19 protein-coding genes are annotated in these 21033 nt (G+C 75.1%); 10 read left to right on the top strand and 9 right to left on the bottom strand.

The window, feature by feature from the left end; all coding sequences use genetic code 11:
• Nucleotides 1–65: 65 nt before the first annotated feature.
• Together ACPCK6_RS14555 and ACPCK6_RS14550 are read right to left on the bottom strand one after the other, a co-directional pair.
• A complete protein-coding gene (locus tag ACPCK6_RS14555; protein ID WP_135241361.1) occupies nucleotides 66–1064 on the bottom strand; it encodes an aldo/keto reductase family protein in 999 nt (332 codons plus the stop codon).
• A 44-nt stretch (nucleotides 1065–1108) separates the two neighbouring features.
• Nucleotides 1109–1768 carry a TetR/AcrR family transcriptional regulator gene (locus ACPCK6_RS14550; protein WP_396882354.1) on the bottom strand — a complete coding sequence of 220 codons (660 nt, stop codon included), beginning with the start codon at nucleotides 1766–1768 and terminating at the stop codon, nucleotides 1109–1111.
• 81 nt (nucleotides 1769–1849) lie between these two features.
• Between ACPCK6_RS14550 and ACPCK6_RS14545 the strand changes: the two genes are divergently transcribed.
• Nucleotides 1850–2329: a cupin domain-containing protein gene (locus tag ACPCK6_RS14545; protein ID WP_396882353.1), complete on the top strand. Its 480-nt coding sequence runs from the start codon at nucleotides 1850–1852 to the stop codon at nucleotides 2327–2329.
• Nucleotides 2330–2401: 72 nt separating this feature from the next.
• Here ACPCK6_RS14545 and ACPCK6_RS14540 read toward each other — a convergent pair whose 3' ends face one another.
• Entirely contained in the window at nucleotides 2402–4360 is a 1959-nt protein-coding gene (locus tag ACPCK6_RS14540; protein ID WP_514132353.1) for a WG repeat-containing protein, read from the bottom strand.
• Between the two features lie 3846 nt (nucleotides 4361–8206).
• Here ACPCK6_RS14540 and ACPCK6_RS14535 point away from each other — a divergent pair.
• The 3 genes from ACPCK6_RS14535 to ACPCK6_RS14525 are packed head-to-tail and all read left to right on the top strand — an operon-like array spanning nucleotide 8207 to nucleotide 10861.
• On the top strand, nucleotides 8207–9058 hold the full coding sequence (locus ACPCK6_RS14535) for an ABC transporter permease (protein ID WP_402811302.1): 852 nt from the start codon (nucleotides 8207–8209) through the stop codon (nucleotides 9056–9058).
• Between the two features lie 19 nt (nucleotides 9059–9077).
• Complete coding sequence (locus tag ACPCK6_RS14530) at nucleotides 9078–9887, top strand: ABC transporter permease (RefSeq protein ID WP_423481351.1); 810 nt, start codon at nucleotides 9078–9080, stop codon at nucleotides 9885–9887.
• Nucleotides 9884–10861, top strand: a complete 978-nt coding sequence (locus tag ACPCK6_RS14525; RefSeq protein WP_396882349.1) for an ABC transporter ATP-binding protein — start codon at nucleotides 9884–9886, stop codon at nucleotides 10859–10861. Before ACPCK6_RS14530 ends, ACPCK6_RS14525 begins: the two co-directional genes overlap by 4 nt.
• On the opposite strand, the gene ACPCK6_RS14520 is transcribed toward ACPCK6_RS14525, so the two are convergent.
• Nucleotides 10845–11405 carry a helix-turn-helix domain-containing protein gene (locus ACPCK6_RS14520; RefSeq protein ID WP_194801148.1) on the bottom strand — a complete coding sequence of 187 codons (561 nt, stop codon included), beginning with the start codon at nucleotides 11403–11405 and terminating at the stop codon, nucleotides 10845–10847. The two genes, ACPCK6_RS14525 and ACPCK6_RS14520, sit on opposite strands and share 17 nt — an antisense overlap.
• A gap of 67 nt (nucleotides 11406–11472) precedes the next feature.
• Between ACPCK6_RS14520 and ACPCK6_RS14515 the strand changes: the two genes are divergently transcribed.
• Both ACPCK6_RS14515 and ACPCK6_RS14510 read left to right on the top strand, forming a co-directional pair.
• Entirely contained in the window at nucleotides 11473–12321 is an 849-nt protein-coding gene (locus ACPCK6_RS14515) for an AzlC family ABC transporter permease (RefSeq protein ID WP_423481350.1), read from the top strand.
• Nucleotides 12315–12623 (top strand): AzlD domain-containing protein, encoded by a 309-nt coding sequence (locus ACPCK6_RS14510; protein WP_334461719.1) that lies wholly within the window; start codon nucleotides 12315–12317, stop codon nucleotides 12621–12623. Before ACPCK6_RS14515 ends, ACPCK6_RS14510 begins: the two co-directional genes overlap by 7 nt.
• Before the next feature lie 78 nt (nucleotides 12624–12701).
• On the opposite strand, the gene ACPCK6_RS14505 is transcribed toward ACPCK6_RS14510, so the two are convergent.
• The 3 genes from ACPCK6_RS14505 to nadA form a co-directional block, all read right to left on the bottom strand.
• Nucleotides 12702–13307, bottom strand: coding sequence for a DUF3043 domain-containing protein (locus ACPCK6_RS14505; protein ID WP_396882346.1), 606 nt, complete (start codon nucleotides 13305–13307; stop codon nucleotides 12702–12704).
• 25 nt (nucleotides 13308–13332) lie between these two features.
• Nucleotides 13333–14688 carry a UDP-N-acetylglucosamine 1-carboxyvinyltransferase gene (gene murA / locus ACPCK6_RS14500; protein WP_135241354.1) on the bottom strand — a complete coding sequence of 452 codons (1356 nt, stop codon included), beginning with the start codon at nucleotides 14686–14688 and terminating at the stop codon, nucleotides 13333–13335.
• A 214-nt stretch (nucleotides 14689–14902) separates the two neighbouring features.
• Nucleotides 14903–16078, bottom strand: a complete 1176-nt coding sequence (gene nadA / locus ACPCK6_RS14495) for a quinolinate synthase NadA (RefSeq protein ID WP_423481349.1) — start codon at nucleotides 16076–16078, stop codon at nucleotides 14903–14905.
• A gap of 43 nt (nucleotides 16079–16121) precedes the next feature.
• Here nadA and ACPCK6_RS14490 point away from each other — a divergent pair, with 43 nt between their 5' ends.
• From ACPCK6_RS14490 to ACPCK6_RS14475, 4 genes are all read left to right on the top strand, one after another.
• On the top strand, nucleotides 16122–17282 hold the full coding sequence (locus tag ACPCK6_RS14490) for a glycerate kinase family protein (RefSeq protein ID WP_396882345.1): 1161 nt from the start codon (nucleotides 16122–16124) through the stop codon (nucleotides 17280–17282).
• A gap of 140 nt (nucleotides 17283–17422) precedes the next feature.
• Nucleotides 17423–17791 (top strand): iron-sulfur cluster insertion protein ErpA, encoded by a 369-nt coding sequence (erpA, locus tag ACPCK6_RS14485; protein WP_013287705.1) that lies wholly within the window; start codon nucleotides 17423–17425, stop codon nucleotides 17789–17791.
• Nucleotides 17792–17970: 179 nt separating this feature from the next.
• Entirely contained in the window at nucleotides 17971–18945 is a 975-nt protein-coding gene (locus ACPCK6_RS14480) for a carbohydrate kinase family protein (RefSeq protein ID WP_318334998.1), read from the top strand.
• Entirely contained in the window at nucleotides 18942–19484 is a 543-nt protein-coding gene (locus ACPCK6_RS14475) for a P-loop nucleotide/nucleoside kinase family protein (RefSeq protein WP_423481348.1), read from the top strand. The genes ACPCK6_RS14480 and ACPCK6_RS14475 overlap by 4 nt, the downstream gene beginning before the upstream one ends.
• Before the next feature lie 66 nt (nucleotides 19485–19550).
• On the opposite strand, the gene ACPCK6_RS14470 is transcribed toward ACPCK6_RS14475, so the two are convergent.
• Both ACPCK6_RS14470 and ACPCK6_RS14465 read right to left on the bottom strand, forming a co-directional pair.
• On the bottom strand, nucleotides 19551–19769 hold the full coding sequence (locus ACPCK6_RS14470) for a sulfurtransferase TusA family protein (protein ID WP_073831489.1): 219 nt from the start codon (nucleotides 19767–19769) through the stop codon (nucleotides 19551–19553).
• The gene (locus ACPCK6_RS14465; RefSeq protein WP_423481347.1) at nucleotides 19766–20917 is read right to left on the bottom strand and encodes a cysteine desulfurase family protein; all 1152 of its coding nucleotides are present in this window, start codon (nucleotides 20915–20917) and stop codon (nucleotides 19766–19768) included. Before ACPCK6_RS14465 ends, ACPCK6_RS14470 begins: the two co-directional genes overlap by 4 nt.
• Nucleotides 20918–21033 lie beyond the last annotated feature (116 nt).

Below are 21033 nucleotides of genomic sequence, written 5' to 3'. Positions count from 1 at the left end.
TGGTCGACCCAGTTCGCGCCGGCGTTCGTGAGGCCGGTGCGAGCCGGCCCGGGAACGACGCGAGGTCACGGGCGCTGAGCCGGGCTCTCGGTCTTCGCCGGATCCCGCTCGGTGACCGGCTCGACGATCTCGTCGATCGCCTTGAGCAGGTCGGCGTCGAGCTTCACGCCCGCCGCCTTCACGTTGTCGTGCACCTGCTCCGGCCGGGACGCGCCGATGATCGCCGACGAGACGTTCGGGTTCTGCAGCACCCAGGCGACGGCGAGCTGCGGCATGGTCAGCCCGGCCTGCTCGGCCAGCGGCTTGAGCCGCTGCACGCGGGTGAGCACGTCGTCGGTCATGAACCGGGCGATGAACCCGGCACCGGACTTCTCGTCGGTCGCGCGCGAACCGGCGGGCGGCGGCTGGCCCGGCAGGTACTTGCCGGACAGCACACCCTGGGCCATCGGCGACCAGACGATCTGGCCGATGCCCAGCTCCTCGCTGGTGGGTACCACCTCGGTCTCGATGACCCGCCACAGCATCGAGTACTGCGGCTGGTTCGAGATCAGCGGGATGCGCAGCTCACGGGCCAGCGCGTGCGCCTCACGCAGCTGGGACGCCTTCCACTCGGAGACGCCGATGTAGTGCGCCTTGCCGGAGCGTACGACGTCGGCGAAGGCCTCCATCGTCTCCTCCAGCGGGGTGCTGTAGTCGTAGCGGTGGGCCTGGTACAGGTCCACGTGGTCGGTCTGGAGGCGACGCAGCGAGCCGTCGATCGACTCCATGATGTGCTTGCGGGACAGACCCCTGTCGTTGCGGCCGGGACCGGTCGGCCAGTAGACCTTGGTGAAGATCTCCAGCCCTTCGCGACGCTCGCCCTTGAGCGCGCGGCCGAGCACCGACTCGGCGCGGGTGCCCGCGTACACGTCGGCGGTGTCGAAGGTGGTGATGCCGCTGTCGATCGCGGCGCGGACGCACGCGACCGCCGCGTCCTCCTCGACCTGCGAGCCGTGGGTGATCCAGTTGCCGTACGAGATCTCGCTGACCATCAGGCCGGAACGGCCCAGGTGACGGAATTCCATGCTCCCGACCCTAGACCTGCCCGGTCCCGGACGCCGTCCGGCGCTCACGCCCCCAGCAGCGCGTCGCGCATCCGGGCGGCGAGCCACCGCCGGAAACTCTCCTCCGTCCACCCGCACCGCTGCACCAGTGCCGCGTAGTGCGCCGGGTCGTTGTAGAACCACAGCGCGTCGACCGCGCGTCCGGTGCCCGCGTCCGGCCGGAGCGGGCCGTCCAGGGTGAGCAGCCGGTCGACCACCATGGCGGCCCCCGCGCGGCGGTTGCGCAGCAGCGTCTCCCACAGCTCGGCCACCTCGGGCGCCTCGTCCGCGGCGCGGCGCACCGTCTCGAAGGCGCCGGCCGCGCGGTGGCCGATCAGCGTGCAGACCCCGGCGTACGCGTCGAGCACCGCGCCCTGGTCGGTCGCCTCCCAGACCGGCTGGAACCAGGGGCGGCGCGCCACCGGCACCGGCTCGTCGTCACCGGCGAGCGCCTCGTCGAGCACCTGGCGCAGCAGGGCGCCCTTGGAGCCGAACACGGCGAACACGGTGGGCCGGGCGACGCCCGCCTCGACGGCCACGTCGGCCAGCGACGTCGCCGCGTAGCCGCGCGTGACGAACAGGTCGGTCGCCGCCCGCACCACCGCCTGCCGGGTACGCCGGGCGCTCTCCTCGCGCACCGCCGAGCGGTAGGGGCGCGTCGACTTGCCGTCCTTGACTCCAGCCATGACCTAGCGATACTAACAATCTATTCACTAGACTGATGGCTATCGAATATTCTCGCATTCACTGAAATCGGAGGCCGCCCCATGTCCGTCCGCCCCTACCTGCTCGGCCCCGACGACGGCGAGGCGTACTGGTTCCTCGGCAACCTGTGCACGCTCAAGGCCGGCGGCCGGCACACCCGGGACCGCCTCACCGTCGCCGAGTTCGTGAACCCGCCCGGCTTCGCCCCGCCACTGCACCGCCACCAGGTCGAGGACGAGATGTTCTACCTGCTCTCCGGCACCGCCCGGTTCCACTGCGACGGCGATACGCTCACCGCCGGTCCCGGTGACTTCGTCCTGCTGCCGGTGGGCCTGGCGCACACCTTCGTGGTCGGCCCGGACGAGCCGTTGCGCGCGCTCCAGATCACCACCCCGGCCGGGTTCGAGCGGTTCGCCGCGGAAGCAGGCGTGCCCGCGCCGCACCGCCGGCTGCCCGACCCGGCGCCGGTCGACCCGGCCGCGCTCGGACACGCCGCCGCCCGCAACGGCATCGAACTGCTCGGCCCCCCGCCGACGGCGTGAGCGGCCGGCCCGAGGGGTGCCGGTTCCGGCGGGCCGGGTCGCCGCCGCTCCGGGTGGCGTGCCGGGCGCGGGTCAGAGCACCGGGCTGGCGTCGGCGAGCAGCCGGTCGATCTCCGCGACCACCGCCGCCCGGCCCGGGTGCACCGGGTCGATGAGCGGCTCGCCGCGCCGGTCCAGCGCGCCCCACCGGCCCGACTCGGCGGCGACCAGGAACGCCACCGGGTGCACCACCACAGTCGGGTACGCCGGTGGCACCACCACCCGGCCGGCCCGGTCCACCACGCCCCGGCGGCCCGCCAGCTCGACCACCGCCAGCCCGTCGGCGGTGAACCCGTCGACCTCACGCCCGTCCGCGAGCGGCGTGCCGAGACGGTGGTACCGGGTCGGCACCACCACCTCGCCGGTGAGGTCGACCGCGCCCCAGCCGCCGTTCTGCCGTACCGCCGCCAGGCCGTTGCGGAACGGCCTGGCCTCCTCGTACCCGGGCGGGATCTTCACGATGTTCATCCGGTCGACGGCCATCCACCGGCTCTTGCCGTCCATCGACACCCAGGACAGCCCGTCCGAGAAGGGCACCACCGCCCGGTAGCCGTTGTTCGCCTCGATCAGCGCCGCGCCGGACGTGTCGATCAGCGCCCACCGGGACGCCTCCGGCCGCCGTACCCAGGCCAGTCCCTCGTGGAACGGCTGCGCCTCGGCGTACCGGTGCGCGATGACCATCTCGCCGCCGGCGTCCGCGTACCCCCAGAGCTGCTGCTCCTCGTCGAACGTCGCCACCGGCGGACACGGCGTGCCGAGCACCTCCTCGGGCCGGCGCGGCGCGGGCCCGAAGCCGTCGGCGGCGGCCCGCTCCGCGACCGCGTCCAGCGCGACCTCGACCCGGGCGTTGAGCTGCGCGTCCTCGCCGTGACGCAGGTCCAGCGCCCGCTCGAAGTGCAGGCACGCCTCGGTCAGCCGGCCCTGGTCGAAGCAGCACCGCCCGGCGTGCTCGTGCAGCAGCGCGCGCAGCCGGTCCGGCAGCTCCGGCGAGTTCGCCTCGGCGAAGAGCCGGTCCGCCTCCGCGTGGTCACCCCGCCACCGCAGCGCCTCCGCCAGGCGCGCGCGGGCCAGCGCGGTCCGCCGGAACTCGCCGGTGGCCTCCGCGTACGTGACGGCCAGCCGCGCGTCCCCGAGCGCGTCGTCCAGGTCACCGAGGATCCGCGACGCCACCGCCCGCAGGCTCAGCAGCCGGGCCCGGCTGCGGTTGTCGAGCGTGGTGTCCAGCTTGCCGGTCAGCCCGTCCCGGATCACCCGCAGCTGCGCCGGGTCGGGGGCCCGCTCGCGCAGCGTCAGCGGATCCAGTTCCCAGCCGACTGCGGCGAGGGCCTGCTCCGGGTCGACGGGAGGCGGCGGTTCGGCGTCCGCCGCAGGTTCGATGTCCGTCGCCGGCTCGGCGCCGTCGTCGGTTCCGGCTTCGGGGGTACGCCGATCCTGCGCGTCGTCTTCGTCGTCGTCGGTGTCGTCGGTGCTGTTGGTGTGCTCGGCGCTGCCGGCGTGGCCGGCGTCGTGCTCCGTGCCGGCCGGGGTCGGTTCGGTGTCGTCGGCCTGTGCTTGCGTCTGTGCTTGCGTCTGTTGCTCGGGCGCGGCAGCGGTGGCGTCCGCATCAGCGGCCGTGCCGACCGGCTCCGGGGTGGACGGTGTGGGCGCGGAGTGGCCGGTGCCGTCGGCCGCCGCTGGTTCCTGGGCTGTGCCGTCGGCGATCGTCTCCCGCGTCGTCTCGTCGGCGGTGGCCTCGCGCGTCGTCTCGTCGGCGGTGGTGTCCCGCGTCGTCTCGTCGGCGGTGGTCTCCGGTGCCGCGCCGTCCTGCCGGGCCTCGGTGGTGCCGGAGGTGGCGACATCGTTCGGAGCGCGTTCCGGCGCAGGGCTGGACTGCTCGGGTACGGGAGCCATCGCGTCGTGCGGCTCGGGCTCGGCGGGCGGGCCGTCGGGTGCGGGGACGCTGGTGTCCGCCGTCGTCGGCTCGACCGGCGGCGGGGTGATCGGCGCGGGCACGGGTGCGGCCGGTGAACCGGTCGTCGTTGCCGGATCGGCCGGTGCGCCGGCGGTCGGCGTGTCCACGGGAGAGGCAGTGACGATCGGTGCGGGTGCGGGTGCGGGTGCGGCTTCCGGCCCCTTCGCCGCCGCTTCCGAAGCCTCCACCACCGCTGGAGACCCGTCGTCGCCGGTCGGGTGCGTGGCCGGCGTTGGCGCGCCGAGCGATGCCGCCGGCGTCCCGACGGACGGACCCCCACCGCGCTCGCCACCCGACGGCGCGACTGAGTCCTGGCCGGGTAGAGATCTTGGTACGAAAGGGCCCCCAGAGGGGCCGGAATCGTCCAAGATCTCCGGCGGTCTCGGGGCTTCGGCGGCCTGGTTCGGGCGGAACCATGCCTCGGCGCCGGGGGACGGCGGAGGTGTCTTCTCCGCCGGTCGGCCGCTCTCCGACGGCTTGTCGCTCCGGTCGGAGGACGCGTCGGCTCCCAGGTGGTCCGCGCCCTGTGGGCGCCGGGTGTCCGCGTCGGTTTCCGAGGAGACGATGTCCGTAGTGGACGTGGCCTTCACGTCCATTTCGGCATCGGGCCGGCCTCCGTCCGAGCGGGACTCGGGCCGCGTGCCGGCGTCGGCTCCCCGGTTGCCGTCCTCGACGGGGACGTGCACATCGGTCTCGGGCCGGCCGGTGCCGGCGGCCGGCGTGGCCTGGGTGACCGTCCGGGGCGGCGTCGTCTCGACGTCCACGTCGACCGCTCGACTGTCGGCATCTGTGCCAGGCGTGGTCGGGGTGCCGGGCATGGTTCGGGTACGCGGGTCGACCACCGGGCGATCGGCCCCCATGTCCGGGACCGCGCGGGCGCCCGTGCCTGCCGTGGGCCGAGCCGCCTGTGCCTCCGGTTCGACGGCGCGCGGCGCCGGGTCGGCGGGGCGCGGCGCTGGGTCGGTGGGGCGCGGTACCGGGTCGGCGGGGCGCGTCGCCGGGACGACCGGTGGTGGCGCGGTCGGCCGGGCGAGGGCAGGGCCCGGATAGGTGGGCGGCGCGGGACGAGCCGGCGCGGCCGGGGCCGGCTGGACGGGGCCAGCCGGAGGAAGACCCTGACGTTCCTCGGTCCGGCCCGGTGTCGGCGCGGGGCGGACTGCCTCTGCTCGTCCGGTGCCGGTAGGAGCCTGCGCATCTCCGCTGGGCGTGCCGGCAACCGGCGCGGCGGGAGTGACCCCGCCGGAGACCGGTGCGCTCGACCCCGGATCCGCAGAAGGGGGCGCGCCGGGTGTGGGGCCGGCCGGCACGCGGGGCGCGGGACCGGAAGGCCTGTCCGACGCCGGGGCTGAGGGCGCGTCCGACCTGGGGCCCGAGGGCGCGGCGGGCGAGGGCTCGTCGCGGACGGGAACGGCCGGTGCGGAACCGCCGTCGGCCACGCGCCGGTCGGGCTCGGACACCGGCGGACGAGTCGCCTCGTACCGGCCCGGCGCCGGCGTCCGGTGCTGCTCGTCCGTACCGGCTGGTGGCACGGGCCGCAGCGGGGCCTGGCCGGTCGACGGCGAGCCGTCGCCGGGGCGCGTGGGCGTGCGCGGTGCCGACAGCGGATCCGGCACCGCCGAGGCAGGGCGGGCACGGTCGTCCGGGCGTGCGGCCGCCTGCTCCGGGGTGTCCGGACGGCGCTCGTCGGGCCGGAGCGGCCACTGCTGCGGCCGGGTCTCGGGACGCGCGGCGAGCTCGTCCGGCCGGCGACGGTCCTGCTCCGGCTGCGGCCGGCCGGTCTCGGGGCGCGTCGGGGCGGTGGGCGGCCGGGGGGCGTGGGTGCGCGGACCGCTGCCGTCGGGCTGCGCGCCCGTACCGGCAGGCCGAGCGTCGCGGGGGTCCGGACGGACGGGACCGTCCTGCTCGGGACGGCGCGCGTCGGGGCGTGGACCGTCGGCGGGCGGCATCGGGTGCCGGGGCGGTACCGGCCGGTCCGCGGGTGGGCGGTGCCGCTCGTCCGGCCGGTACGCGTCGGGCTCCGGCCGGGGGCGGGGCTCGATGACGGGCCACTCGCCCTGGTGCGGGCGGGGGCGATCGGCCGGCGGGCGCTGCCAACGCTGGTCGGCGCCCGGCCGCGCCGGGGCGGACGCTTGCGGGTCAGCCGGACGGTGTCCCTGCGCCCCGTACCGGTCGGGCTCGCCCTGCGGCGCGGGCCGCCCGTTCCCGGGTGCCCGGCGCTGGGTCTCGGGGTACGCGGCGGCCTCGCGGCCCGGCGCACGATCGTCCCACCGGCCACCGGCCGGGTCGCGCCGGTCCGCCGGGGGACGTGGGCCGGTTTCGCGCCAGCCGTCACGAACGGGCTCACGCCGGCCGTCGTGGCCCGAACCGCCCCAACCGGGGCCGCCGTGGCCCGGCTCGCTCCAGCCTGCTTCGCGCCGGCCGTCGCGAGCCGGATCGGCCCAGCCTGGCTCACGCCGGCCCGGCTCGACCCGGCCGGCCGCACTCCGCTCCGACGGCGGCGCGGCCTCGTCACGCCCGTCGACGCCGGGACCGCGCCCGTCCACGCCGGGACCGCGCCCGTCGACGCCGGGACCGCGCCCGTCGACGCCGGGACCGCGCCGCCCACGGGCGGGGTCGACCTGGGACGGCTCCGGGAAGGGGCCGCGACGTCCGTCGGGCAGGGGACCGCCACGCGCCGCGGGGGAGTGGTCACGACGAGCGTCGGGTGCCTCGCCCCACCGGTCGCCGGAAGCCGCCGGACGGCCGTCGGCCGGGGCGCGCCTGCCGTCCGCCGGGCGATCGGCCCGGTGCGGAGCCTCGTTCGGCTCCGGCATCCAGCCCGGCTGGGCGGCCCGACGGGGTGGGCCGTCGGGGTGTACCCAGCGTTGGTCGAGCCGCTCCGGCGGCGGACCGGGCCGGTAGGGCCGGCGGCCGTCCGCGCCGGGGCCGTCCGGCCCGGCGGGGCGCTGTCCGCCGGGACCGCCGGAACCCATCGGGTACGCCCCGCGCGAGGCACCCGGCCCGTCCAGGTACGTGCCACGTGGTCCCGCCGCCCCGTCCGGGTGCCCGCCGCGTGGCTCTACCGGACTGTTCGGGTGCGCGCCGCCTGGTCCTGCCGGTCCGTCCGGGTGCGCGCCGCGTGGACCGGCGGGGCTGGTCGGGTGCACGCCGGGCGGGACCGCGGGACTGATCGGGTACGCCTCGCGCGGCGCCGCCGGACTGGTCGGGTACGCGCCGTGCGGACCGGCCGGGCTGACCGGGTACGCGTCCGGGCCCGCGCGGTGCGCCTCGCGCGGGCCGGCCGGGCTGACCGGGTCCGCCCACCGTGGACGAGCGGAGCCGGTCGGAGACGCATCGCGCGGACCGGCACCGACGGGGTGTGCGCCGCGCGGACCGGCCGGGCTGACCGGGTACGTGCCGCGCGGACCGGCGGGGCTGACCGGCTCACCGCCGCGCGGGGCGGCCGGGCTGACCGGATGACCACCGGCCGGACTCACCGGGCGCCCGCCCTCGTGCCCCGCGGGCCGGGGACCGGCGGGGCTCACCGGGTACGTGTCCTCGTCCGGAGCGGGACTGACCGGGCGTACCTCGGCCCGGCCGACCACGGCGCGCGGACGCGGCGTCAGGTTCTCGATGCCGATGTCACCCGGGTAGCGCTGGCCGGGGAACTGCGGCTGCCACTCGTGGGTGGGCTCGGCGGCCCAGGCCGGTTCGGCCGGCTCGCGCCAGCTCCCCCAGCCGCTCATCGGCAACCCCTCCGGCCGCTCGCGCGGGACGGCCCCGGGGCCGGCTCGCGTCGCTCGCTCACGGCGGTGTCACCTCATTGGAAATTCTCGCGCTGGGGCGCCGGACGTGCCGGTACAGTCGCCCGGTCCAGCACGTCGTGGCTGCGGAAGGAGGGTAACGGCGTGGGCTCGGTCACCGCCACTGTGGCACCACCCACCGGCGCACACGTTACCCCATGGTTTCGGACATTCGGCGCGATCGCGGCGGCCGGGTTCCGGCGGCACGCGACCTACCGTCAGGCCGCCGTGGCGGGGTTGTGCACCAACACCGTGTTCGGCTTCCTGCGGTGCTACATCTTCCTCGCGGCGACGGGTGCGGCGGGCACCGTGGCCGGCTACGACAGGGCACAGCTCGCCACGTTCGTCTGGGCCGGCCAGGGGCTGCTGGCGGTGATCGCCATCTGGGGCTGGACCGATCTGGCGGACCGGATCCGTACCGGCGAGGTGGCCGCCGACCTGCTGCGGCCGGTGCATCCGGTGACCAGCTATCTCGCCACCGACCTGGGCCGGGCCGGGTTCGCGTCGCTGGCCCGGCTGGTGCCGCCGCTGGTGGTCGGCCCGTTCTTCTTCGCGGTGTACGTGCCCCGGCACTGGGCCACGGTGCCGCTGTTCCTGCTCTCCGCGCTGCTCGCGGTGGTGGTCTGCTTCGGCTGCCGCTACCTGGTCAACGCGACCGCGTACTGGCTGCAGGACGTCCGGGGCCCGATGATCCTGTGGACGCTCGGTTCGGGCGTGCTGGCCGGGCTCTACTTCCCGCTCGGCTTCCTGCCCGGCCCGCTGGAGGCGGTCCTGCGGTACGCCACCCCGTTCCCCAGCATCCTCCAGGTGCCGCTGGACGTGCTCGTCGAGCGGGAGCCGATGGCCACCGGCCTCACCCTGGTCGGGGTGCAGGCCGGCTGGGCGGTGCTGCTGCTGGCGTTGTGCCGGCTGGTGCAGCGCCGTGCCGAGCGCCGTCTGGTGGTCCAGGGTGGCTGAGCGCGGCAGCGCGCCCAGGATGGTTGACCTGGCGGAACTGCGCGCGTACCGGGCGCTGCTCGGTGCGCAGGCACGCTCGCAGGCCGCGTACCGCACGTCGTTCGTGGTGGACCTGGTCGGCAACGTGGGCGCCACCGTGTTCGACGTGGTCACCGTGCTGGTGATCTTCGGCGTGACGCGGGAGCTGGGCGGCTTCACGCTGCGCGAGACGCTCGTCGTGGTCGGCCTGTCGTCGTGCGGCTTCGCCACCGCCGACCTGCTGGTCGGCAACATCGAACGGCTTCCCCGGTACGTGCGCACCGGCCTCTTCGACGCCGTGCTGGTCCGCCCGCTCGGGGCGCTGCCGCAACTGCTGCTGATGGACCTGCCGCTGCGCAAGCTGTCCCGGGCCGTGTTCGGGCTGGCGGTGCTGCTGTTCGCGCTCGTCTCGGCCGGCATCGACTGGACGCCCGGCCGGGTCGCGCTGGCGGTGATCGCCCCGCCGGCCGCGGTGGTCTTCTTCGGCTCGGTCTTCGTGCTGACCGCGACCGTGTCGTTCTACTGGGTCGACTCGGGCGAGCTGGCGAACGCGGTCACCTACGGCGGGCGCGACTTCACCTCGTACCCGGTCACCGTGTACGGCGGGTGGTTCCGCGCGCTGTTCGCGTACGGGATGGGGTTCGCCTTCGTCAGTTACCACCCGGCGCTGGCGCTGCTGGGCCGCGCCGACCCGCTCGGCCTGCCGCAGTGGACGGGCTGGGCCGCGCCGGGCGTCGCGGTGGTCGCCGCGGCGCTGGCCGCCCTGGCCTGGCGCGTCGGGGTCCGTCACTACCGGAGTACGGGGTCATGAGCGTCATCGAGATGGACGGTCTGCGCAAGGAGTTCACGGTCCGGGTGAAGGCCGGTCCGCTGCGGCGCGAGAAGCGGACGGTGACCGCCGTCGACGGGGTCGACCTGCGGGTGGAGCGCGGCGAGATGCTCGGCTACATCGGCCCGAACGGCGCCGGGAAGTCGACCACGCTGAAGATGCTCACCGGTGTGCTGACGCCGTCGTCCGGGCGGGCCCGGGTGTGCGGGCTGCGCCCGGTGGCCGATCGGACCCGGCTGGCGCTGCGCATCGGGGTGGTGTTCGGGCAGCGCTCGCAGCTCTGGTGGGATCTGCCGCTGCGGGACTCGTTCGACCTGCTGCGGCACGTCTACCGGGTGCCGGCCGGCGAGCACGCGGCCCGGCTGGCCCACTGCCGGGAGCTGCTCGACCTGGACGGGTTCCTGGACACCCCGGTCCGGCAGCTCTCGCTGGGTCAGCGGATGCGCGGTGAGCTGACCGCGGCGCTGCTGCACGGCCCGGAGGTGTTGTTCCTGGACGAGCCGACGATCGGCCTGGACGTGGTCAGCAAGCAGGCGGTACGCGGGTTCCTGGCCGAGCTGGGCCGGGCCGGGGACACCACGCTCGTGCTGACCACGCACGACCTGGCCGACATCGAGCGGCTGTGCCGGCGGCTCGTGGTGATCGACCACGGGCGGGTGGTGCACGACGGGTCGATCGCGGAGCTGCACCGCCGGTACGGCTCGCGCCGGATGGTGGTCGCCGAGCTGGACACGGCGCTGCCCGAGCCGCCGGTGCTGCCCGGCGCGCCGGTGCAGCGGGTGGAGGCGGACGGGCGGCGGCTGGTCTTCGCGCTGGAACGGGCGAGCGTCGCCGAGGTGGTGGCCGGGCTGGCCGGCCTGACCACGCTGCGGGACATCTCGATCGTGGAGCCGGACATCGAGGAGGTGGTGACCCGGCTCTACCGGGCGCCGTCCGCGGTCACGGGTGCTCCATGACGAGGACGGCGAAGGTGCCCGGGGCCAGTGCCTCGTACCGGTGCGGGGTGTCGCCCGGGAACGTGGCGTAGTCGCCCGGCTCCAGCTCGACCAGGTCGCTCTCGGGGCCCACGCGCATCCGCCCGGCGGCCACCACGACGTGCTCGACGCTGCGCGGGGTGTGCGCCTCGGCGATCCGGACCGCGCCGGGTTCCAGCTCCATCACGTAGACGTCGCGCCGGGCGTGCGGCGCCCCGGCGGCGAGCAGGGTGGCCGAGAAGTCGGCGTGCTCGGACCGGATCCGGGGCCCCTGCCCGGCCCGGACCACCCGGACGGCGGCGGTGGGCGGTTCGACCAGGCGGCTGAACGGTACGTCCAGCGCCACGCCGAGCGCCCAGAGCGTCTCCACGCTGGGATTGCCGGACCCGGACTCCAGCTGGGACAGGGTGGACTTGGCGATGCCGGCGCGACGGGCCAGCTCGGTGAGCGACAGGCCCGCCCGCTCGCGCTCGCGGCGCAGCGCGGCGGCGATGGTGGCGAGCGGGGGAGCGGGGTCGATCGCCATATGTTCGCTCCATCGGTCGGTTTGTTCGGTTTGACGAACCAGCGTGCTCCCGTTCAGGATAATGGACATGCGTACGGCAAACCGAACGGGCGACGCCCGGGTACTCCGCGACGTCGCCGCCATCGGCGCGGCGATGCTCGCCGTGGGCGCCTCGTTCGGTGCCGTGGCGGTGGCCGCCGGCCTGCCCGTCTGGGCCACGCTCGCCATGTCCGCGGTCGTCTACGCCGGTGGCGCCCAGTTCATGGCAGTGGGCCTCGTCGCGGCCGGCAGCCCGCTCGCGGCGGTCCTCGCCGGCCTGCTCCTCAACGCCCGGCACCTGCCGTTCGGCCTGGCCCTCGGTGGTGCGCTCGGCACCCGCCGCGCGCAGCGGCTGCTCGGCAGCCACCTGATGACCGACGAGGCGACCGCGTTCGCGCTGGCCCGCCCGGCCGGGCCGCAGCGGCGCCGGGCGTTCTGGCTCGCCGGGGTGCTGCTGTTCCTGGCCTGGAACGCCGGCACCGCGCTCGGCGTGCTCGCCGGCGGCGCGGCCGGTGACCCGGCGACGCTGGGACTCGACGCCGCGTTCCCCGCGGGACTGGCCGCGCTGCTGCTGCCCAGCCTGCGCGACCGGGAGACCCGCCGGGTGGCACTTCTCGGCGCCGGCCTCGCCGTGCTGGCGACCCCACTGCTGCCGGCCGGGCTGCCGGTGCTGCTCGCGCTCGCCGCGCTGGCCCTGCCGCTGCTGGCCCGCCGCCGCCCACCCGCTTCGCCGGCCGCCGACCCGAACCCCGCGTCCGCCGACCGGTCCGGCGTGCCGTCCGACCCGGACGCCGCGCCGGGTGGCGGTCCCGTAGCCGTGCCGGACGCCGCTGGCAGCGGACCGGTGGACGACGGCGGGGCTCGGCGGAGCGTACGGGCCGGGGAGGTCCCGTGCTGATCGCGGTGATCCTCGCGCTGGCCGCCGGCACCTACGGGTTCCGGGTCGCCGGGGTGCTGCTGCGGGACCGGCTCGACTTGCCGGAGTGGTCCCGTCACCTGCTGCCGGTCGGCGCCGCCACGCTGCTCGCCGCGCTCGCCGCCACCGCGGCGCTCACCGAGGCCGGCGGCTTCGCCGGCTACGCCCGGCCCGCCGGGGTACTCGTGGGCCTGCTGCTCGCCTGGCGCCGGGCGCCGTTCGTACTGGTCGTGGTCGCGGCGGCGGCCACCACCGCGGTGCTGCGCCTGCTCGGCGTGGCCTGACGGCGGCATCGGCCGGCCGCACACGACATCGGCCTCTCACCGCCGGGGCGGGGAGAGGCCGATTCGGGGCCGGTCCGGTCAGACCTTGTCGCCGATGTTCACGCGGGGCGCGGGAGCGCGCATCCGGCGGAACGTGATCGACCGCATGATCGCGTAGAAGTAGAGCGAGCCGAGCTTCTCGGTGCTCTTCGGGAAGCGCTCGCGGACCAGCCGCTTGATCTTCCGGGAGATCAGGATCGAGTCGATCAGCACGCCGAGCGCCAGCGCGCCCCAGAGCACGTTCGACAGCAGCCGCACGATCGGCGGCATGGCCTGGTTGGAGCCGAACAGCACGATCAGCGCGCCGCCGAAGAACCAGGTGCCGATCGTCCGGCGGGAGTCGACCACGTTGCGGGCGAGCAGCCGCTCGGGGCCCCGGTCACGCGGGCCGCCCTCGCGGCGGAACTCGGCGGCGGCCTCGGCGCGGGCGGCGCGGCGCTGCGCGCGGGCCTCCTCCTTGGTCAGCGGCTTCGCCGGCGCGGTCGGCCGGCGGCCGGCGACCGGGCGCTTCGGCGTGACCTGCCCAAGTTCCTTCTTGCTGGGCGTGTAGCCCCGGGGGCGGGCGGCGGACTCCTCGTCGGTCGTCACCGTGGTGACGGACTCCTCGACGAGGTCGGCGGACTTGCGGCGAAACAGCGACGGCACGCGGCCGGACGAGTGAACGGGACGGTCAGGGACGCTCGACGTGCGCGCCGAGGTCGGCCAGCTTGGCCTCGAAGTCCTCGTAGCCGCGATTGATCAGGTCCACGCCGTACACCCGGGACGTGCCCTCGGCGGCCAGCGCCGCGATCAGGTGGCTGAACCCGGCACGCAGGTCCGGGATGACCAGGTCGGCGGCGTGCAGCTTGCTCGGCCCGGCGATCACCGCGGAGTGCTTGAAGTTGCGCCGGCCGAAGCGGCACGGGGTGCCGCCGAGGCAGTCCCGGTAGACCTGGATGTTGGCGCCCATCGTGTTCAGCGCCTCGGTGTAGCCGAGGCGCTGCTCGTAGACCGTCTCGTGGACGATCGACAGGCCCCGGGCCTGGGTGAGCGCGACCACCAGCGGCTGCTGCCAGTCGGTCATGAAACCGGGGTGCACGTCGGTCTCCAGCGCCACCGCGTTCAGCTCGCCGCCCGGGTGCCAGAACCGGATGCCGCCCTCCTGGCCCGGGCTGCCGCCGCGCGGCGGGCGCAGGTCGGTGACCTCGTACTCGCCGCCGACCGACCGGAAGATGTTCAGGAAGGTCATCATGTCGGCCTGCTGGGCGCCCAGCACCTCGACGTGACCGCGGGTGGCGAGCGCCGCCGCCGCCCAGCTGGCCGCCTCGATCCGGTCCGGGATCGGCCGGTGCGTGTAGCCGTGCAGCTTCTTGACGCCCTGGATCTCGATCACCCGGTCGGTGTGGACCTTGATGATCGCGCCCATCTTCTGCAGCACGCAGATGAGGTCGATGATCTCCGGCTCGACCGCCGCGTTGCGCAGCTCGGTGACGCCCTCGGCCATCACCGCGGTGAGCAGCACCTGCTCGGTGGCGCCCACGCTCGGGTACGGCAGCGCGAACTTCGTGCCGTGCAGTCCGTTGGGCGCGGACAGGTGCAGGCCCTCCGGCGTCTTCTCGACCGTGGCGCCGAACTCGCGCAGCGCCTGGAGGTGGAAGTCGATCGGGCGCGGGCCGATGTGGCAGCCGCCCAGGTCGGGGATGAAGGCGTGGCCGAGCCGGTGCAGCAGCGGGCCGCAGAACAGGATCGGGATCCGGCTGGACCCGGCGTGCACGTTGATCTGGTCGGTGCTGGCGCTCTCGACGTTCGAGGGGTCGAAGACGAGTTCGCCCTCCTCCACGCCGTCGCTGACCTTGACGCCGTGCAGGCCGAGCAGACCGCGGACCACCTCGACGTCACGGATACGCGGCACGTCGAACAGCCGGCTGGGTGTGTCGCCCAGCAGGGCGGCCACCATCGCCTTGGACACCAGGTTCTTCGCGCCGCGCACGCGGATCCGCCCTTCAAGCGGAGTGCCTCCGTGTACGACCAGGACGTCGTCGGTCAACGCAACCTCCAGCGCGTTGGGTGCTGCCGTGTCTAGTGATGGGTGCACGAAGTTCATCGCTACCCGGAACGCGGTCATGGAAAAACGGGCCGCGTGTGTCGTCGCCCCGGCAGCATAGCCCTCCGTGACGGGAATGGAATCGGTCACATCGCCAGCGAGGGCACGAACCGGGGTGTCCGGTACGTTTCCGTGCCAGCGGGGTCACCGACGGTGATCAGGCTCCCGGAAGGGCGAGCATCTGGTCCAGCGCCGACCGGGCGTGTCGGGCGGTCTCCGGGTCCACCGTGATCTGGTTGACCACGCGCCCGGCGACAAGTTCCTCCAACGCCCAGACCAGGTGCGGCAGGTCGATCCGGTTCATCGTCGAGCAGTAGCAGACCGCCCGGTCGAGGAACATGATCTGCTTGTCCGGGTGGGCCAGGGCGAGCCGGCGCACCAGGTTCAGCTCGGTGCCGACCGCCCACGCCGAGCCGGCCGGGGCCGCCTCGATCGTCCTGATGATGAACTCGGTCGAGCCGACCAATTCGGCGGCGTTCACCACCTCGTGGCGGCACTCCGGGTGCACCAGCACGTTCACGCCCGGCACCCGCTCGCGGACGTCCTTGACGCTGTCGAGCGTGAACCGGCCGTGCACCGAGCAGTGGCCGCGCCACAGGATCATCTTCGCGTCCCGCAGCTGCTCCGGGGTCAGCCCGCCGTTCGGCTTGTGCGGGTCGTAGAGCACGCAGTCGTCCAGCGAGAAGCCCATCTCCAGCACCGCGGTGTTGCGGCCGAGGTGCTGGTCGGGCAGGAACAGCACCTTGCGGCCCTGCTCGAAGGCCCAGTCCAGGGCCCGCTTGGCGTTCGACGAGGTGCAGACCACGCCGCCGTTGCGGCCGACGAAGCCCTTGATGTCCGCCGAGGAGTTCATGTACGTCACCGGCACGGTCTCAGCCGCGATGCCCAGGTCGGTGAGCGTGTCCCACGCGGCCTCGACCTGCGACAGCACCGCCATGTCGGCCATCGAGCAGCCGGCGGCGAGGTCGGGCAGGATCACCTTCTGGGCGTCCGAGGTGAGGATGTCCGCGCTCTCGGCCATGAAGTGCACGCCGCAGAAGACGATGTACTCCGCGTCCGGGCGCGCCGCCGCCTCCCGGGCCAGCTTGAACGAGTCGCCCGTCACGTCGGCGAACTGGATCACCTCGTCGCGCTGGTAGTGGTGGCCCAGGACGAACACCTTCGTGCCGAGCGCGGCCTTCGCGGCGGCGGCGCGGGCCACCAGGTCGGGGTCGCTCGGCGCGGGGAGATCACCCGGACACTCCACGCCACGTTCGGTGGCGGGGTCGCTGCCGCGGCCGAGGAGCAGCAGCGCCGTGGCGGTGTTGGACGGCTCAACCCAGGTCGAAGTCACGACCCCATGGTCCCACAGCGAGCCCGCGCCGCAGCCGTCTCGGATGTGGCCTGCCACACTGCTGCGCATGCGCGTGCTGCTCTGCCCGGACAAGTTCGCCGGCACGCTGCCGGCCCCCGACGTGGCCGCCGCGGTGGCCGACGGCTGGCGTGACGTCGCCCCCGGCGACGACCTGCTGGCCCGGCCCCTCGCCGACGGCGGGCCGGGGTTCGTCGACGTGCTCGCCGGAGCGCTCGGCGGGCGCCGGGTGCCGGTGCCCACCGTCGACCCGCTGGGCCGCCCGGCCGCCGGTGAGATCCTGCTCACCGACGACGGCACGGCGTACCTGGAGAGCGCGCAGGCGTGCGGACTGCACCTGCTCACCGCCGCCGAACGCGACCCGAAGGCCACCACCTCGTACGGGCTGGGACTGCTCGTCGCCGCCGCGGTCGAGGCGGGCGCGCGCACGGTGGTGGTGGGGCTGGGCGGCTCGGCCACGAACGACGGCGGCGCCGGGATGCTCGTCCCGCTGGGCGTCACACCGCTGGACGGCGCCGGCCGGGCCCTGCCGTACGGCGGCGCGGCGCTGGCCGAGGTGGCCGCGCTCGACGGGGAGCCCCGGCTGCGCGGCGCCACGCTCGTCGCCGCCACCGACGTCGACAACCCGCTGCTCGGGCTGCACGGCGCGAGCAGCGTCTTCGGCCCGCAGAAGGGCGCCGACCGGGCCGACGTGCTGCTGCTCGACGCCGCGCTGACCCGCTGGGCGGAGGTGCTGACCGAACGGCTGCCCGGCTGCCCGTCCGGGCTGGGCGCGCTGCCCGGCGGCGGCGCCGCGGGCGGCCTCGGCGCGGCGGTGCTGGCGCTCGGCGGCCGGTGCGAATCGGGCATCGGCCTGGTCACCCGCGCGGTGAAACTGGACGCCGCGCTCGACGCCGCCGACCTGGTGATCACCGGCGAGGGCTCGTTCGACCACCAGTCGCTGCGCGGCAAGGTGGTCGCCGGCGTGGCCGGGGCCGCCCGGGACCGGGGCGTGCCCTGCGTGGTGCTCGCGGGACGGGTGAGCACCGGACGACGGGAGGCCGCAGCGGCCGGCGTCACCGAGGCGTACAGCCTGGTCGAGCACTTCGGCGGCGAGGAGCACGGGGGAGTGGACGCGGCGATGACCCGCCCGGCCGAAGGGCTGCGCGCGCTCGGCGCCCGCCTCGCCCGGCAGTGGAGCCGCTGACCGGTTCCGCTGGTCACGCCGCCGGGTGGCGGCGCCGGAGGCGGCGTACGATCGAAAGACGGACCACACCGGGAATCACTGGCGGACGTGCGGCGTTGGCCAGGACGTCCGGACCTCATACCGCGCAGGGAGACTTCCACGTGACCACGCCAGCGCAGACCGAGTCGACCGAGGCCAAGGCCCCCAGCACCGTCGTCCTCACCGACGTCGCGGCGCAGAAGGTCAAGGCCCTGATCGAGCAGGAGGGCCGCGACGACCTGCGGCTCCGGGTCGCCGTGCAGCCGGGTGGCTGCTCCGGCCTGCGGTACCAGCTGTTCTTCGACGAGCGCTCGCTCGACGGTGACGTCGTCACCGACTTCGACGGTGTCGAGGTCGTCGTCGACCGGATGAGCGCCCCCTACCTGGCCGGCGCCACCATCGACTTCGCCGACCGGATCGACGCCCAGGGCTTCACCATCGACAACCCGAACGCGGGCAACTCCTGCGCCTGCGGCGACTCCTTCAGCTGAGTCGCCGACCGGCCGACAGCGGCGGGCCGTCCCCGGGTGGGGCGGCCCGCCGCTTCGTCGTACCCCTTCGCCGTGGCGTCCGGATGTGCGCTGATCGACCGGTTGGTGACCGACCGCCGTCCGTCCGGTCCGGGGGCCGGTAGGCTGACCGCGCCGTGCTCCCGACCCCGAGGGTTGACATGAAGATCGCCGTGACCGGCTCGATCGCGACCGACCACCTGATGAGCTTCCCCGGCCGCTTCGCCGACCAGCTCATCGCCGACCAGCTCGACAAGGTCTCGCTGTCCTTCCTCGTCGACGAACTGGTGCTCCGGCGTGGCGGCACCGCGGCGAACATCGCCTTCGGCATGGCCCAGCTCGGCCTGCGCCCGGTGCTGCTCGGCGCGGTCGGCGCCGACTTCGCCGACTACCGCTCCTGGCTGGAGCGCCACGGCGTCGACTGCGACTCGGTGCACGTCAGCGAGATCGCGCACACGGCACGCTTCGTCTGCACCACCGACACCGACATGTGCCAGATCGCCTCCTTCTACGCCGGGGCGATGAGCGAGGCCCGCAACATCGAGCTGGCCCCGGTGGCGCAGCGCCTCGGCGGGCTGGACCTGGTGCTGGTCAGCGCCAACGACCCGGCCGCGATGATCCGGCACTCCGGCGAGTGCCGGGAGCGCGGCTACGCCTTCGTCGCCGACCCGTCGCAGCAGCTCGCCCGGATGGACGGCGCGGACGTGCTCGGCCTGGTCGAGGGCGCCGACTACCTGATGACGAACGAGTACGAGAAGTCGCTGCTGCAGAGCAAGGCCGGCCTGACCGACGAGCAGCTGCTGGACCGGGTCAAGGTGCGGGTCACCACGCTGGGCAAGCAGGGCGTGGAGATCGCCGGCCGGGAGATCGGCACGATCCGGGTACCGATCGCGCGAGAGATCCAGGCGGTCGACCCGACCGGTGTCGGCGACGGCTTCCGGGCCGGTTTCTTCGCCGCGCTCGACTGGGGCGTCGGCCTGGAGCGCGCGGCCCAGGTCGGCTGCCTGCTGGCCACGCTCGTGCTGGAGAACTTCGGCGGCCAGGAGTACGAGGTCCGCCGGGACCTGTTCGTGAAGCGACTCGCCGAGTCGTACGGTGACGCGGCCGCCGAGGACGTCCGGCCGCACCTGCTGTGACCGGCCCGGCCGGCGGGGTGGACCCGGAGGTCCGCCCCGGCACCGGCGGCCCGGTCCTCGTCGCGTTCGCCGGGCTGCCGGGTGTGGGCAAGACCACCCTGGCCGCCCGGGTCGGTACCGCCCTGCGCGCCCCTGTCCTGCCGGTCGACCCGGTCGAGCGGGCCCTGCACCGGTACGGCCTCACCGGCGACGTACCCGGGATGGCCGCCTACGGCGCGGTCGCCGGGCTGGCCGAGGTGCAGCTCGGCCTGGGGCTCAGCGTGGTGGTCGACGCGGTGAACCCGGTCGCCAGCGCCCGGGGGCTCTGGCACGACCTGGCCGAACGGGCGGGTGTGCCGCTGCGGGTGATCGAGGTGCACTGCGGCGACGAGGAGGAGCACCGCCGCCGCGTCGAGGCCCGCCCGGCCGAGGATCACGGCACCTGGGAGCAGACGCTGCGCCGCCGGGCCGAGTACGAGCCACTGATCGGCCCGCGCCTGGTGGTCGACACCGCCGTGGCGGCCGACCCGCTGCCGGGCATCCTCGCGTACCTGCGCTGACTGCCGGGCGTCGGGCGTTAAAAGGGGCCCCTTCCTCTACCGGAGGCGTTAAGAAGGGGCCCTTCCTTACACCCGGACGTCGTAGGCGGGGCCCTCGTGCGCGGCGAGGAACTCGTGGCCGCGCATCCGGCACCACGCCGGGATGTCGACGGCCGCCGCCGGGTCGTCGGCCAGCACCCGCACCACCGCGCCGGCCGGCAGGCCGGGCACCAGCCGGGCGAGATTGATCACTGGTAGCGGGCAGCGCTGCCCCCGGCAGTCCAGCACCTCGTCCGGCTCGCTCACAGGTCCGTCACCCCCGCCTCCGCCCGCAGGTCCGCCACGATCCCGGGCAGCTCGGCCAGGAACCGCTCCACGTCCGCCTCGGTCGTCTCCCGGTGCAGCGACACCCGCACGTTGCCGTGCGACAGCACCCCCATCGCCTCCAGCACGTGCGACGGGCGCACCGTCGACGACGTGCACGACGAGCCGGAGGACACCGCGAACCCGCGCCGGTCCAGCGCGTGCAGCAGCGCCTCGCCGTCCACGTACAGGCAGGAGAACGTCACCAGGTGCGGCAACCGGTCCACCGGGTCGCCGACCACCTCCACGTCCGGCACCTCGGCCGCCACCCGCGCCCGGATCCGGTCGACAAGCGGGCCCAGCCGGGCCGCCTCGGCCGCCGCGTCGGCCGCCGCCGCGCGCAGGCTCGCCGCCGCCGCCACCACCGCCGGCAGGTTCACCACCCCGGGGGTACGCCCCGACTCCCGCTCGTCGGCCGGGTAGGGCGACTCCCACCGGGTGCCCTTGCGCACCACGAGCAGCCCGACGCCGGGCGGCCCGCCCCACTTGTGCGCGCTGGCGCTCAGCACCGACCAGCCCGCCGGCAGCGGTGCCCGGCCGGCCAGCTGCGCCGCGTCCACGTACAGCGGCACGCCCGCCTCGGCGCACGACTCCGCCGCCGCCGGCACCGGCTGCACCGTGCCCACCTCGTGACTGGCAGCGATCAGCGCGGCGAGGGCCACCCCGGGCGCGGCCACCGCCGCCGCCCACGCGTCCAGGTCCAGCCGGCCCGACCGGTCCACGGGTACGGACACCGCCGCGCCGCCGGCCGCCGTGTGCCGCTCCGCAGCGTGCAGCACCGCCGAGTGTTCGATCGCCGAGTGCACGAGCGTCGCCCCGGCCCGCCGCCGCCCGGCCAGGCCTCCGAGTACGGCGGCGTGCGCTGCCGTCGTACCGCTGGGGGTGAAGGACAGTTCGTCGGCGCGGACGCCGAGCGTCTGCGCGGCGGCCTCCCGCGCGGCGTCGAGGAGCTGGCGGGCCCGGCGGGCCGCCGAGTAGAGCCGGGCCGGGTCGGCCCAGCCGTCGTCCAGGGCGGCCAGCATCGCCTGCCGCGCGACCGGATGCAGCGGCGCCGCGGTCGCGGCGTCCAGGTAGACCGGGGAGGCGCTCATGGGGTTCCACGCTATCGCCCGGTTACGCCCAAGATCCCCCCGATGGGGGTGGACAGCGACCCCAAGACGGCCTGGCCGGTCATGGTCGAGTAATCTGCGACCGTCGGTGACGCCTT

The sequence above is a fragment of the Micromonospora sp. AB353 genome (assembly GCF_049538395.1).
GTDB classification, from domain to species: Bacteria; Actinomycetota; Actinomycetes; order Mycobacteriales; family Micromonosporaceae; genus Micromonospora; species Micromonospora aurantiaca.
Note: the sequence above shows the minus strand (reverse complement) of the source record. Positions and strands in the feature narration are given on the sequence as shown.